The sequence below is a fragment of the Chitinophaga varians genome (genome assembly GCF_014529945.1).
In the GTDB taxonomy this organism is placed as follows: domain Bacteria; phylum Bacteroidota; class Bacteroidia; order Chitinophagales; family Chitinophagaceae; genus Chitinophaga; species Chitinophaga varians.
This window is the reverse complement of record NZ_JACVFB010000009.1, coordinates 213,280-229,301: the sequence shown is the minus strand read 5'-3', so window position 1 is coordinate 229,301 and position 16,022 is coordinate 213,280. Positions and strand designations below refer to the sequence as shown.

8 protein-coding genes are annotated in these 16,022 nt (G+C 50.1%); all 8 read left to right on the top strand.

Annotation, left to right across the window (positions count from 1 at the left end):
* The first annotated feature begins 117 nt into the window (after window positions 1–117).
* The 8 genes from ICL55_RS33755 (at window position 118) to ICL55_RS33720 (ending at window position 16,021) form a co-directional block, all read left to right on the top strand.
* Window positions 118–6,882, top strand: a complete 6,765-nt coding sequence (locus ICL55_RS33755) for a fibronectin type III domain-containing protein (RefSeq protein ID WP_188106215.1) — start codon at window positions 118–120, stop codon at window positions 6,880–6,882.
* Window positions 6,883–6,987: 105 nt separating this feature from the next.
* Complete coding sequence (locus ICL55_RS33750) at window positions 6,988–9,171, top strand: GumC family protein (RefSeq protein ID WP_188106212.1); 2,184 nt, start codon at window positions 6,988–6,990, stop codon at window positions 9,169–9,171.
* A 1-nt stretch (window position 9,172) separates the two neighbouring features.
* A complete protein-coding gene (locus ICL55_RS33745; protein WP_188106211.1) occupies window positions 9,173–10,255 on the top strand; it encodes an acyltransferase family protein in 1,083 nt (360 codons plus the stop codon).
* A gap of 7 nt (window positions 10,256–10,262) precedes the next feature.
* Window positions 10,263–11,612 carry a flippase gene (locus ICL55_RS33740; RefSeq protein ID WP_188106208.1) on the top strand — a complete coding sequence of 450 codons (1,350 nt, stop codon included), beginning with the start codon at window positions 10,263–10,265 and terminating at the stop codon, window positions 11,610–11,612.
* Window positions 11,609–12,832: a glycosyltransferase gene (locus ICL55_RS33735; RefSeq protein WP_223151684.1), complete on the top strand. Its 1,224-nt coding sequence runs from the start codon at window positions 11,609–11,611 to the stop codon at window positions 12,830–12,832. The genes ICL55_RS33740 and ICL55_RS33735 overlap by 4 nt, the downstream gene beginning before the upstream one ends.
* A gap of 104 nt (window positions 12,833–12,936) precedes the next feature.
* Window positions 12,937–14,433 (top strand): O-antigen ligase family protein, encoded by a 1,497-nt coding sequence (locus ICL55_RS33730; protein ID WP_188106204.1) that lies wholly within the window; start codon window positions 12,937–12,939, stop codon window positions 14,431–14,433.
* A 7-nt stretch (window positions 14,434–14,440) separates the two neighbouring features.
* A complete protein-coding gene (locus ICL55_RS33725; RefSeq protein ID WP_188106202.1) occupies window positions 14,441–15,166 on the top strand; it encodes a TolC family protein in 726 nt (241 codons plus the stop codon).
* 138 nt (window positions 15,167–15,304) lie between these two features.
* Complete coding sequence (locus ICL55_RS33720) at window positions 15,305–16,021, top strand: carboxylesterase family protein (protein ID WP_188106200.1); 717 nt, start codon at window positions 15,305–15,307, stop codon at window positions 16,019–16,021.
* Window position 16,022 lies beyond the last annotated feature (1 nt).

Below are 16,022 nucleotides of genomic sequence, written 5' to 3'. Positions count from 1 at the left end.
CTCCTATCAAAAGCCACTCAGCACTGAGTTGGCAACGAGTTGTTCACTCCTGTAATGTCATGTTAATGCTGGGTAAGTAATCATAATATCGGTTCACAACTGAAACACACTTACCGTATGCGTAAATTTTACTTAATGTGCCTGGCACTTTTTCTGCTTTGGGGCAGTTCTGCTGTCGCACAGGTATTCGATCCTGGCGATACGATAGAGAACTATGACCCAAACAACCCCAAGCCCACACCGCCCTGGGGGGAAATCGCCAAATGGGTGAGAACTGTCCGCAATGAAGTTAATTTCACCAACAAGAGTTCTTACAAATGCTACTATCTGAACGGGATGCCATTCAGATTGAAGTTCCCTAAAACCTACCAACAGGGCGTAGCGGACGGAAAAACTTACCCCATCATGATCTTCCTGCATGGCAGAGGAGAATCCGGCGGAATTTATGACAACGAATACTCCCTGTACCACGGTGGCGGCAAATTCTGCGCTGCTGTTGACAATGGCAAGTTCGATGGTTTCATCCTTGTGCCGCAAAGTACTACCGGCTTTTTTGGTAACCCTCATTACGATTTTATCAAGCAGATTCTTGACACGCTTATTCAAAGCAACAAACTGGATGAAAACAGGATCTTTGTCAACGGCCTTTCCGCAGGTGGTACGGAAACATGGGAATTCATGTTCCGCTTCCCCAAAACCGTAGCCGGCTTCCTCCCTATCAGCGGATGTTCCATTGCTTACAAAGACCAGGTGGAGGTGTTTAAATATATCCCGATGTGGATATTCCAGGGAGGACTGGACAACAATCCCCACCCCAACACCACCGAACAGGTAATGAATGCGGCTTTAGCCGTAGGCGCCAACGTAAAGGAAAAAATATACCCTGACGCCGGCCACGGTGTCTGGAACAATGCCTGGGACGAGGTTGACTTCTGGCCTTTCCTTAACCGTCAGTTTAAATCCAATCCCTGGACACTATTCGGTCACAACGAATTTTGTCCGGGCGAAGCCGTGAACGCCACACTCGGCCTCACAGCAGGTTTCGACGGATACGAATGGAGAAAAGATGGTAACGTTATTACCGGCGCCAACAGCAACGAACTGCTGGTAACCGAATTCGGCACCTACGACGCCCGTATCAAACGTGGCGACACCTGGTCTGAATGGTCCCGCACCCCTGTGGTCGTAAAACAGAAAGCGGCCACCCAGACACCACCGATCACCGTGCCGCCGCTGATGAGCAAAGTAATCCCCGCTCCGGATGGCAAAAACTATGTGACACTGTCCCTGCCCGATGGCTACACGTCCTACCTGTGGCAGAAAGTAGGCGACACCACTACTTTAGGTACCGCTAAAACACTCAACGCCACCACAGCCGGACTGTATCACGCTAAAGTAACAGAACAGTATGGCTGCTCCAGCGAGTTCTCCGCACCGTTCACCGTGATCCCTGCCAACGGCGCCAATGGCCCCGCTCCGGCAACCGGTGTATCGGCCACGGCTATATCCAAAACAGCGATCACCCTCGACTGGGCTGACAATCCTAATCCGGCTTACAATGAAACCGGTTATGAGATATACCGCGCAGCAGTAGCCGGCGGACCTTATACGCTGGTGAATATCACCGCAGCTAACGCCACCACCTATACGGACAATGGCCTGGCGCCCAACTCCAAATACTTCTATGTGATCAGGGCTGTGAACGACAACGGCGCGGCAGCACTGAGCAACGAAGCCACGGCGCAAACACAGGTAGATAGTAATCCTCCCACGCCTCCGGGCAACCTTACCGTTACCGGCACTACCTATTCTTCCGTATCCCTTGACTGGACACCCTCCACAGATGATGTAGGCGTCTATAAATACGATATCTATATCAATGGCGTGAAGTCCTATACAGTGGATGCCGACGAAACAGATTTTACCGCTTACAACCTTAACAAAGACACCCTGTATACCTTTGTGGTGAAAGCCAGGGACCTTGCCGGCAATTCCTCTGCCCGCAGCAATCAGGTAAGCGCAGCAGCTAAAGCGAATGGCCTTAACTACCGCTATTACCTGGGCAGCTGGAGCACCCTGCCGGACTTCAACACCCTGTCGCCGCTGACGATCGGTACCTCTCCCATCCCTGACCTGAGCGTAAGGACCCAGGATGTGAACTACGGCTTTGTATGGGAAGGTTATATTCGTATACCCGTTACCGGTAACTATACCTTTATTACCAATTCCGACGATGGCAGCAAACTGTGGATTGATACCAAGTACAATGCCGCAGCCACACCGCTGGTCAACAACGACGGTCTTCATGCCACACAGGACAGGGAAGGCACCGTATACCTCACCGCAGGTATGCACCAGATAGCCATGGCCTTCTTCCAGGCCGGTGGCGGTCAATCCATGACTGTTTCCTGGAAAAACACCGCCAGCGGTGTCACCAGCCAGCAACAGATCCCTGCTGAGTACTTCACGGACAACTCCGCTTCCTCTTCTACAGGAGCTGCCCCCAAAGCACCCGGCAATATTAAGGCTACTACCCTCTCCTACAACAAGATCAATGTAACCTGGGCCGACAGCAGCAACAACGAAACCGGCTTCGAAGTGTACCGCGCTTCCAGCTCCGCTGGCCCATACAGCATCGTTACCACCGTTGCTGCTAACAAAACAGCATATGTTGACAGTAACCTTGTCGCACAAACGACTTATTACTATCGCGTAAAAGCCATTAACAAATTTGGTGACTCCGGCTTCAATGCATTAGAAAGCGGCGGCTTCCAATATGGTTTATATCCGATATCTTCCAGCGCTACGTCATTGCCTAATTTTAACACGCTCACGCCTGTTAAAACCGGTACGTCTCAAAACGTGACGCTCGATGTGAGAGACAGGGAAGCAAACTATGCCCTGAAATTCTCCGGATATATCAATATCCCCACAACAGGTACCTACACCTTCTATACCGCCTCCGATGACGGCAGCAAGCTGTATATCGGCGACTTCAAGGAAAGCAACCTCGTTGTAAACAACAACTATGTACAAGGCACCACTGAGCGCAGCGGCAGCAAAACCCTGACGGCTGGCCGTTATCCTATCCACGTTACCTACTTCCAGATAGGTGGCGGTCAGGAACTGACGATCAGATACCAGGGCCCCGGCGGCCTCACCAAACGGGTGATACCTGACAGCGCCTTCATCAACGTGAACGCACGGGCTACCACGCTGGCCATGCCACCGGCACCATTGGCGCCCACTAACCTGGCCCTCACGCCACTTAGCGCCAACAAAATCCAGCTGGCCTGGAAAGACAATGCCAACAACGAAAACAAGTTTGAAGTGTACAAGTCCATCAACGACTCTACCCATTTCAAACTGCTGACCACCCTGCCGGCCAACGATACCGCGCAAACAGTGGTATATGCCGACACGGCGCTGTTTGCCAATGTGAAATACTACTACAAAGTACGTGCTGTCAATGAAGGCGGAAACTCCGGCTACTCCAACACGGCCGGTGTGAGCACACTGAACACGCCACCGGTCATCACTCAGCTGGTAGATCGCTCGCTGAGATATGACGCACAGCTGGTGCTTAACATCACCGCCACCGATCCTGACGGAGAAGCGGTTACCCTCGCCGCCGCGAACATCCCGGCCTTCGGTAGCTTCAACGACAACGGCAACGGCTCCGCTACCCTGACCTTCACGCCTTCTGCGGCCACTCAGGGCACGTATCCGAATATCACCGTTACCGCTACCGATCAGCATAGCGGCGTAACCTCCACCTCATTCACCCTGACCGTTAATGATAACTACACTCCTGCTATCGGCAACATCAGCAATGTGAGCATGGATGAAAACACCACGAAAGCAGTCAGCCTGACCGTTACCGATGGTAATGCAGGCGACACCTCCATCTGGTCTGTTCAGGGCCTGCCACGCTTTGCCACGCTCGTGCCCAACGGCGCCACTGCGCAGCTCAACCTGAACCCGACTTATATCGATGCAGGCACTTATAATGTGACCGTACAGGTAAGCGACGGTCGCGGTGGTATTGACAATAAAACATTCGTGATCACGGTCAATGATATTGACCCGAACCGCATGATCTATGTCAACTTCACCGACGGCTCTTATCCTGCCGCCGCTCCATGGAACAATACCAACAAACAACCGGTACAGAACGATCTGTTCCCCAACCTGAAAGACCAGACCGGTGCCGCCACCACAGTTGGTATCAAGATCGTATCTGCATGGCAGGCGCTCAGCAATGGCTCCAACTACTACGGTACCAATACCGGTAACAACTCCGGCGTGTATCCTGATAACGTGATGCGTACTGCTTACTGGACCAACACCACCAAACAGACACTGAAACTGTATGGCCTCAATCCTACCAGCAGATATAGCTTCACCTTCTTCGGCGCTCGTGCGGACGTGACCGATAACAGGATGACCAACTATACCATTGGCACCCGTACCGTGTCGCTGCAGACTGCTAAAAACACACAAAACACCGTTTCTATCAACGACGTGTCTCCGGATGCCAACAATGAGATCTCCATCGATCTGCAAAATGGTACCGGCTCCGTTTACGGTTACCTGAACGCTATGGTAGTGACCATCAGCTATGATGATGGCAACCCGCCTGCTGCTCCGGCTAACCTGGCGGCTACCACTACCCCGAGCGGCGTAAAACTCACCTGGAAAGATGTGGCCTTCAATGAAACAGGTTACGAAGTATATCGCGGCGGCGTGGCTACCGGTCCGTTCACACTGCTGAACCCGGCGCCTGTCAACGTCAATGCAGTATCCTTCACGGATACGTCTTCCAAAGCCAATCAGCAGTATTACTACGCTGTGCGCGCCATCAATTCCCACGGGGCATCTGCTTATACCGATACCATCGGTATCAAAACCGGCAACAACAATCCGAAGCTGGACAGCATCGTGTCTGTGGTGATGAAAAACAACGAAAGCGTAACGCTCAATCTCCATGGTACCGACGACGCAGGCGATGTCCTCACGCTGAAAGCAACGAACCTGCCTTCCTTTGCCCGTCTCACAGACAACGGCGACGGTACCGGCAGCATCAGCATTACACCTGCCGCCGGCAACGTTGGCCGATATAACAATATCACCGTTACCATCAACGACAACAATGGCGGCAGCGCTACCAGGACCTTCAGCATCTATGTAAGGGATAAGAACGTCACCTCCCTGTATGTCAACTTCAACCAGACACCCTCTGCTGACGCGCCGTGGAACAACTTCAATAGTTACCCGAGCCTCAATGCCGCTATCAACAATCTGAAAGATGATGCCGGCACTGTAACCGGTGTTAAAATCCAGCTGCTCGATGCCTTCAGTGGTACCAACGCCCTTGGCGCTACCACCGGCAACAACAGCGGCGTATATCCTGACAATGTGATCGCGACCAACTACTACACCAGCGAAACCACTGCCAGAAGAGTGCGACTGTCTAACCTGCCGGCGAACTATCGCTACAACCTGATCTTCTTCGGCAGCAGACAAGGCAATGACAACAAAAACACCAACTACACCTGTGGCGCGGTGACCGTCACCCTGAACGCTGCCAACAACAACAGCAATACTGTTCAGATCAACGGTATCGCACCAGACAGCAGCGGAAACATTGACTTCACCGTACAACAGGCCACCGGCGCTGCTTACGGTTATATCACCTCCGTGGTGGTGCAGTACTATCTGGACAACGGTACGCCAATGAATCCCGGCAACGCGGTGGCAACAGCCAAATCCAAGACCAGCATCCAGCTGAAATGGATGGACAACTCCACCAACGAAACCGGCTTCGAAATCTGGAGGTCCCGCGATAACAGCAACTTTACCCTGCTGACAACAGTAGGTTCTAACGTAAGCACCTATACGGACAACGGGCTGACCATGGATTCCCGCTACTACTATAAAGTACGCGCGAAGAAAGACACCAGCTATTCCGATTTCAGCAACGTGACCAGCGCAGCTACGTTCAGAAGCGCGGTGTACATCAACATGAACGTGTTCAACCCGGCCGGCGCCCCCTGGAACAACACCAACTCCGCACCGGCACAGGGACTGGAATTCCCGAACCTGACAGACGACAACGGTGACAACACCGGTCTGACCATGATCATCGACAAAGCCTTCTCCGGCGACAATCCATTCGGTATGAATACCGGTAACAACAGCGGTATCTACCCTGATAACGTTATCAGCAGCACCTACTGGATAGACATCGGACAGGCCGGACAACTGCGGATCAAAGGACTGAACCTGGCCAAACGATACAACTTCGTATTCTTCGCCAGCCGTGACGGTTCCGGAGACAGGACTTCCAACTACACCATCAATGGTACTACCGTTTCCCTGAATGCTGCCTACAACACCAATCAGACGGTACAGATCAACGATGTGGCACCCGACCAGAACGGTGAAGTGCTGATCAGTGTAGCCGCCGGCGGTACTTCCATCTATGGTTACATCGGCGCCCTGGTGATCCAGTCTTATACACCGGAATTCAGTTCACTCGACAATTCCCTGATGATGGCGAAAGCCGGACACGCAGTGGTGCCGACCAAAACTGACGCCACCACCAATGTCACCGTTGCCAGCGTATATCCGAATCCGTTTGTGAACCAGGTTGCCCTGGAACTGACCAATACCGGTAAACCCAGTAAAAACCTGCTGATCAGTGTCACCGACATCAACGGCAGAATACTGTACAACCGCGTACTCGGTTCTATGGCAAGCGGAACACAACGCATCACACTGGACCTCGGCGCAGCGCAGATACCTGCCGGCCCTTGCCTGCTGAGAGTGATGGACGGAGATAAACTGATCAAAACAATTAAACTGATCAAGAACAATTAGAAACCGAAAGATCAATAGTAGTTATTACCGAAAAAATCCGGTGAATACCGGATTTTTTCGGGTTTTTCAAATTAAATTTTATTACACTTTAAAGAATCCGTGCATATGGATCTGATTTATTTGTTTAACTCGCTCCTAAGGCGCAAATGGCTTATCATCATCAGCACAGTGCTGGCCGTTCTCGCCGCATTTTTGTTGACCTTTAAACAGGAAAAACTCTACAAATCCGTAGCCCAAATTGCCACCGGTTTTACCAGCAACGAGCAGGTAAAACTGAAGGATGAAAGTTTTAACATCTATGAAATTGACTCTAAATTCAACAACGTTATCGAGGTATTGAGATCACCCCGTGTGCTGGGCATGACATCGTACAACCTGATGCTGCATGACCTGCAGAACCCTGCCAAACAATTCCGGAAATTAACAACCGAAGACACCAAAAACCCGGTATATCAATCCATCAATAAAACCAAGGCGATTGAAATACTGACTAAAAAATACAACGAAGAAAATATGCTCAGTTCCTATGATCCGGAAGAAAGGAAAATACTGGAACTGCTTAAAATATATAAGTACGACCTGGAATCACTGCGCAAGGTATTATACACCGGTCGTATCCAACGTACCGACTACATCGATATCCAGTACCGTTCTGTAAACCCCGAACTGTCTGCCTACCTGGTAAATCAGCTCTGTACAGAGTTTATGCGTAACAATGAATCTTCCAGAAGCCAGCAGACCGTACAGAATATTGAGACATTGAAAAAACTGGTGGACCAGAAAAAACAAGAGCTGGACAGTAAAATTGGTAATATCAAAGCACTGGGCACCATGGACGTTTCCGTGGAAAGCACCAGCAAACTGGAACAGATCAGCAACTTCGAAAACAGACTGGTAGATGAAAGAGGTCTCCTTAACAACGCTACCCTGAGCCTTCAACAGGTCAACGCAAGACTGGCAGATGCGGAAAAAACTTCCGCCCAGACCAGCGCCGCGTCTTCGGCTATCACCTCTGAGCTGTCGAGCCTCAGAAAACAGATGAACGATGTATACTCAGAATATGTCAGCAAAGGCTCCAATAACCAGGAACTCTACAACAAGTACCAGAAACTGAAGCAGGACTATAAAGACAAACTGGTGTCCATGGCGTCCTCCTCTCCTGCCGCAGGCGCAGGCAACACCAAGGCAGACCTGTTACAGAAGAAAAGCGATCTGGAGTTGCAGATCAAAAGCTCCGAACAGAATATCGCCGTGTACCAGCAAAAAATCCGTGAGCTGAACGGCAGCATCGGCGCCGTGGCCTCCAGAAGCGCCAACAACCTGGCCCTGCAAAAGGAAGTGGAACTGGCCCAACAGGAATATGAAGGCATCAAGTCCCGCTACGACGCAGCCCAAAACAATAAAATCGCTCCGATGGATGGCTTCCGCCAAATCCTCTACGGACAACCGGCAGTAGAACCGGAACCATCCAAAAGAATTATCATTATCGGCCTGGCCGGTATGTCGATGTTCATCTTCTGCTGTATCAGCATTATTTTCCTTGAATACATCGACCTGTCTATTAAAACACCGTCCAACTTCCAGCGCATTACCGACATGAAGCTTTTGGGCATTGTCAATCATATCAATTTAAAACACAACAAGGTCGACGAAATCATTTCCACGGAATCCAAAGACCACCAACAGAGCCTTTTCCGGGAACTGCTACGTAAGCTGCGGTACGAAATTGCCAACAGCAATAAACAGGTATTTCTGTTTACCAGTAACAAACCCAATGAAGGTAAATCCACCATCATCAAAGCACTGGCATATACCTTAAGTCTCAGCCACAAGAAAGTGCTGATCATTGATACCAACTTCCCGGACAACACCCTCACCCGTGAGTTTGAGGCCGCCCCTGCACTGGAAAGCTTCCAGAATATGGGTACTTTCACCATGGAGCAACTAAAAGGTGTAATTACCAATACGCCCATGCCCGGTGTAGACATCATCGGTTGCCAGGGCGGCGAATACACGCCTTCCGAAGTGCTGCCTGAAGGCAACCTGCTTTCTCATCTTGCCAACATCCGTCAGTATTATGATTACATTCTCCTCGAAGGGGCGCCGCTCAATGAGCGCTCTGACTCCAAAGAGCTGATGCAATATGCTGATGCCGTTATCAATATCACCTCTGCCAAATCTTCCATCAAACAGACCGACAAGGAATCCATCCAGTTCCTCAACAGCCTGAATGGAAAATATTACGGCGCTGTTTTGAATTTTGTTGACATTAAAAACATCAATATCTAACATGGCCACCACACTTCATCCATCGCCCAACAGGCTGGCCTGGATAGACTATGCACGGGGAATCGCCATCTTGCTGGTGCTCTACCGTCATATTTTCGAAGGCATCACCCGGGCCGGCCTGGGAGAAGGCCGGTTTGACTGGCTGGAGAATGCCAATATTATCTTTTATAGCTTCAGGATGCCATTGTTCTTCATCCTGTCCGGAGTTTTCATTGCCAAAAGTCTGGCTAAAAGAGGGGTTCGTGACCTGATCGTCAACAAGTTCAATATCCTCCTCTACCCTTATCTGCTCTGGTCTTTCATACAGATCACCATACAGATACTGATGGGCGGATTTGTGAACGCGCAACGCGGTTGGGCCGACTATGGTTATGTTTTCGTGTACCCGAGAAGGATAGATCAGTTCTGGTATCTCTATGCGCTGTTTAATGTAACGGTGTTGTATATACTCACCCGTGAAAGGCTGCGCTTCACGGTATGGCATCAGCTGGTCCTCGGTACCATACTGTATTTCATATCCAGCTATGTATCCGTGAAACACATCGATCTTGGTTTTGTATATGACATCTGCCACTTCTATGTATTCTTCGCCATCGGGGAACTGATCTCCGGTGTTATCCTGGACCAGCAGTATCTGCCGCGTTTTAGCTCATGGCAGCTGTTTGCCTGTCTGTTGCCTGTTTTTGCCGTTGGCCAGTGGTATTTCCTGCAAACCAATCTGGCACACCAGGACAACCTTTTTGTAGAAGAGCACCAGCCGGCTTTGTTTGCTGTGATTGCCCTGAGCGGCTGCGCTTTTATGATCAATATTTCATTTCTGTTGCAACGGTACAACCGGTTTAAGTTATTACGGATAGCCGGTTTTCATTCGCTGTACATCTATGTATCACATGTATTGGTGGCATCAGCGGTGCGCATGTTCCTGGTAAAAGTGCTGGGTATCGTTTACCTGCCTGCTTTACTGGCAATCTGTTTATTGTTTGCCGCCGTTGTACCGGTGCTGCTGTACAAGCTGGCCATGCGCGCAGGCGCCTGGTGGCTGTACAGCCTGGAGCGACCGGCATTAAAACCTCAAGTCAACTGAACAACTAATGAGTGAACCGAAATATACCTATTGGTTAAAATCCGGCATCTATAGCGGGATGCAGAAGATGGCCGTATTGCTGTTCGGCATCGGCAGCGTGCTGGTGCTCACCCGCTCGTTGCCCAAATCCGATATGGGCGTGTGGAATCTGTTTCTGGTATACACCGGCATTATTGAAATCGTACGCCAATCACTGATTAAAAACGCGGTGATCAAATATATCAATGGGCATCCGGCCTCCGAACACCCCCTCATCCAGACGGCTGCACTGTATCTGAATATTGCCATCACCCTGTTGATCGGAATCCTGATCACCGGTTTTATTTACCCTGTCAGCCACCTGTTGCAGGCGCCGGACCTCGCTCCCGTTATGTATCTTTTCCTGCCGGGATTATTATTGTTGATTCCCTTTTCCCACTTTGAATGGATACAAAATGCCAACGCTGATTTCCGGGGAATATTCTGGGGATACCTCAGCAGGCAGGGTATTTCATTCGGACTGATCATCATTCACCTGCTGGTAGCCGGACAGGTATCGCTCACGGCGCTGATTCTGTATTACAATGCAGGCCTGTTGGGCGGCACCATCATCTCTTTCTTCTTTGCACGAAAGTTTTTACACCGTCCGGCGGCACAGTACCGTGCATGGTTCCTGCAGCTGTGGCATTTTGGCAAGTTTGTATTCGGTACCAACATCAGCTCTTCTGTCTTCCGTAATACAGACCAGCTGGTGATCTCCTCCTATATCTCCACGGCGGCGGTAGCACTTTACGGGGTATGTATGCGTATATCCAATCTTGTAGATGTGCCCTCTCAGGTATTGGGAGATATCCTGTTTCCCCGCAGCGCCAAAATGATGGAAGATGGTAATCTGGGCATGGTGAAGTATTACTACGAAAAGGCCGTCGGAGCTATCCTTGCCATTGCCGTGCCGGCAAGCATTGTTATCATGTTGTTTCCAAAGCTCATACTGACGATCATCGCCGGCAAAGGCTACCAGGAAGCAGCGCCTGTTTTACAGGTCACCATCTGCTACGGAATATTTCTTCCGTTTATTAAACAGTTTGGCACGATCATGGATTCTATCGGCTCGCCCAAAACAAATTTTATCGTTATAACGGTAACGGCTATATGCAATATATTCATCTGTATGCTATTAACCCGCCAGATCGGTATTATGGGAGCAGCCTATGGCACCATGATTTCCTACGGCATCTGTTTCATCATTACCCAGGTGATCCTGTACCGCAGATTAAAAATCAACCTGCTGAATGTATGGCAATACATGATGGCATTTTATCCCGATATGCTCTCTGTAGCACGTCAACGGTTAAACCCTAAATGGAAAACAAGATGATCAGGAACAGAGATATTATCGTCACCGGCCTGCAGCCATGGGACATAGAGATAGGCAGCAACTGCCGCAACATCGCCATGGAACTGTCGCGCCACAACCGTGTGCTGTATGTGAACAGGGCACTGGACAGGATCTCTGCCCTGCGGCAACGGCAGGATGCCAAAACACAGACAAGGCTCAACAGCCTGAAAGGTATCACCAACGACCTGCAGCAGGTGGCCGATAACTTATGGACGCTGGACCCCAGGACCATGCTGGAATCCATCAACTGGATGCCGGTAGCTTCCCTCTTCGATCAGCTTAATCTTATCAATAATAAACGACTGGCGAAACAGATCAATCAGGCCGCCAGACGACTGGAATTTAACAGACCGCTCCTGTTCATCGACAACGATTTTTTCAGAGGATATTATCTGCCGCAATTACTGGAAGGCGTTGAGCATACGATCTACTACATCCGGGACAACCTCACCTGTCTGCCTTACTTTAAAAAACACGGGCAGCGGCTGGAACCACAGTTGATGCAGCGCGTTTCCATGGTGGCCGCCAATTCCGCGTGGCTGGCAAATTACGCTGCGAAGCACAACCCTTCCTCCTTCGATATAGGCCAGGGCTGCGACCTTAGCTGGTTACGGGTACCACCCGCCGCAAGACCAGCAGACATCGCACAGCTGGAAGGACCCGTGATCGGCTACGTAGGGGCGTTACTGTCAGCCCGGCTGGATGTTACCCTGCTGGAAGAAATCGCTGCCCGCAAGCCCGAATGGAATTTTGTGTTGGTAGGTCCGGAAGATGACCACTTTAAAAACAGCCGGCTGCACCAGCTGCCCAACGTGCTGTTCACCGGCAATAAACCTTTTGATGCATTGCCGGCTTACATCAACAGTTTCGATGTATGTATCAATCCGCAAAGCATCAACCCCATGACCATCGGCAATTATCCCCGGAAGATCGATGAATACCTGGCACTGGGAAAACCGGTGGTCGCTACCGCCACAGCAGCGATGGAAATGTTTGCGCCTTATGTTTATCTGTGCAGCGATGTTGCCGGGTACATACACCGCATCACCATCGCTTTGCAGGAGCCACCAGACAGGGATGTGGAGGAAAGAAGAAAAACATTTGCCCTTTCCCACACCTGGGAGAACAGCGTTGCTGAAATGGGCCGGCAATTTGAAAATGTGATTCAACCTAAAAAAACAACTTATGCAGGAAAATAAATTTTCGGATGACAAGCTGCTGCTGATCATGGTGACAGCCTTTATCGCGTTTACCATGGTCTTCCTTTATCTCAAAATTTTGTTTTACTGAAATATCATCCATCATGCGTGCTTTAATGGCAAGTATTTTTAAGTTCGATTCCTGGTCCCGCATGCCCGATACCATATGGGCGTATATCAGCATGTTTCTGATGGGGGTGGGCATCAGTTATATTCTCACCTTCATTGATTACAGGCTGGGCTTTTTACTGATGGGTGGTATGATCGGCGGCGCCATAACGCTCGTATGTTTTTTCAATACCAAAGCCGGGTTCTTTATCAGCACTGCGCTGGGGTTCTTCATGTTCTACCTCAAGCGGATGACAGATGACGAAGTACCTTTCGGAGTGGCGGTAGATGTGCTCATAGCTGTTACTTTCATCGGTTCTTACTATAAAAAGAAACTCGGTGGCACCAGTGCCTGGAAACATTTCGCCAATCCGATCACTTATCTGCATCTGATCAACCTCGCCTTTTTGCTGATACAGCTGTTCAACCCCTCCATGTTTTCCGTGGAAGGCTGGCTGTTCACCACCCGTAAGTTTTTCAACTTCGTGATGATCTACTTTACGGCGCTGAATATTTTCAACAGCAAGAAAGATATCATGGACTTCCTGAAACTGTGGCTGATACTGGCTGCTTTTGCCGGCTTCTATGGCTGCTTTCAGCAATGGCATGGTCTCTTTGGTTTTGAAGAACATTGGGTGACCAGCGATCCTGTTCGTTACCGCCTTTATTTCCAGGGTGGCGACATCCGGAAATTCTCCATCCTGTCGGACCCCACTGCATATGGCTGTTTAATGGCTACCAGCATCATCTTCGCCATCGTTCTGCTGTTGAATACCGGTAATAAAAAACACCGGAAGATGCTGTTGGCCGGCATCCTGTTTATGGCACTGGGCATGGCCTATTCCGGTACCCGTACCGCTTATATCATGATCCCCGCCGGCCTGGTCCTGTTTGCGATCATGACCATCACCAACCGTAAGACGCTACTGTTTATCATTGGCTTCCTGATGTTTTTCAGTGTGCTGATATTCGGGCCTTTCCATAGCAATGGTACGGTAAATCGCATCCGCAGCGCGTTTGAGTTCTCCGATGATGAGTCATTGGATGTACGGGATAAAAACCGGGCATTCATTCAGCCTTATATCTGGGACCATCCGCTCGGTGGTGGCGTGAGCACCAGTGGCGTGCAGGGTATCACCTACAATCCCGGTCACCCGCTGGCAGGGTTCCCGCCGGACAGTGGCTATCTCCGCTCAGCGTTGGAAACAGGATGGGTAGGCCTGGCACTCACCTGCTTTACTTTCTTTGTATTGCTTTACCTCGGTGTAAAGAACTACTATCAGTCCCGCAACCGGGAGACACGGATCATCTATGTTGGCATCGTCGCCAGCCTGTATGCCTATGTGGTGGCCAACTACGCACAGGTGGCCATCGGACAGACGCCGGGCGCCTTCTTTTTCTATGCCGCCGGCGCCATCATTATCCGGTTACGAAATTTTGAAACAGCAAATCCCAATACAGATAACAATAACCTTAAACCAGTTTTAAAGTAATAGACACATGAAAAAGAATATGCTCCTTGCCTGCCTGTTTGTTGCAAGCACCAGTGCCTTCGCACAGGCACCGAAACCCGGCACACCTGTTGCCGCTACGTCAGCCAATACCACCAACGCCCCATTTGATATCAGAGATCGTCTCGTGGAACTGGCCCTGAAAAACCCCGGCATTAAAGTCAGGGATTTCGAAAGAGATAAAGCCGTGGCTGAACTGAATAAAGCCGGCGCCTCCTGGCTCAACTACGTAACAGTGAGCTCCAACCTGAACGAAGTATCGCTGGGTAAATACCGCGGCACCACCGATCCCCGCAACTCCCTCTTCTACCCGCTGTGGAACGTAGGTATCAGCGTACCGCTGGGTAGCCTTGTACAAAAAGGCAGTGACGTGAGAGTGGCCCGCAGAAACCTGGATATCGCGTCTGCACAGCAGGAAAGCGCACACCGTCAGATTAAAGCCATGATCCTTTCCAAATACCACGACTACCTGATGAATAAAGAACTGCTGACCATACAGAATGAAGTGGTGGAAGATGACTACGCTATCTTCTCCCAGGCAGAAGCCAAACTGGCCACCGGTGGCATCTCTTACGAAGAGTATAGCTCCGCGTCCAAAAAATACAATGACGACCGTTTCAAGAAAATGAACATTGAAAGAGACCTCAACGTGGTAAAACTGGAAATCGAAGAGATTATCGGCATGAAGCTGGACGATGTATTGGCACAACACTAATTGGTTTTTATTTTGTCTTATGAGCGCAGCGTGCTGCCTGAAGATGATTATGTCATGAATTACACTAAAAAGACGTACACAGCGCTTCTCAGCTTATGCTGTGTGCTTACCTGTTTGTCTTTATCTGCGCAACGCAATATGGACAGCACACTCGTTACCACCAGTCAATGGAAAAAGGTAGGTGCCTTGATACACCTGCCGGAAGATTATTATCTGACCACCAAAGATTATCCTGTGATCATCTGCCTGCATGGAAAAAGTAAGGCAGGCACAGATCTTAAGCGTTTAACCCTGGAAGGCGTGCCCTATTGGCTCGACAACGGGGCGCGGATACAGGCTAAAAACCCGGCGGATGGTAAACTCTATAAATTTATCGTAGTAGCCCCGCAAGCTTCCAGCTGGGGGCTTAAACCGGCCGAGATCAACAGCATACTCGATGATATCGAAAAAAGATACCGGATCGATAAATCCCGTATCTACATCACCGGCTACAGTGCCGGTGGATGGGCCACCGTCATGGCCCTGACCGACTCCCGCCAGCTCACCAGCCGCATCGCTGCAGCTGTTCCCATGTCAGTGGCCTCCATCGACAAAAAGAATGAGCACCAGTTCAAACTGGTGGCCGATGCCAGCGTGCATTGCTGGTATTTTGCCGGTTCGGATGAACAACATTTTCTGGAAGAATGTCAGCGGTATGTAGACAGTACTAACAAATACCAGTCAGGGCTGGCGCAGATCAGCGTTATCCCCGACTTCGGGCATCATTCCTGGAAACAATTGTACGATCCCCGTTACAGAAACAACGGCATGAATATTTATGAGTGGATGCTGCAATACAAGCAGGGCGGGAAGTAAC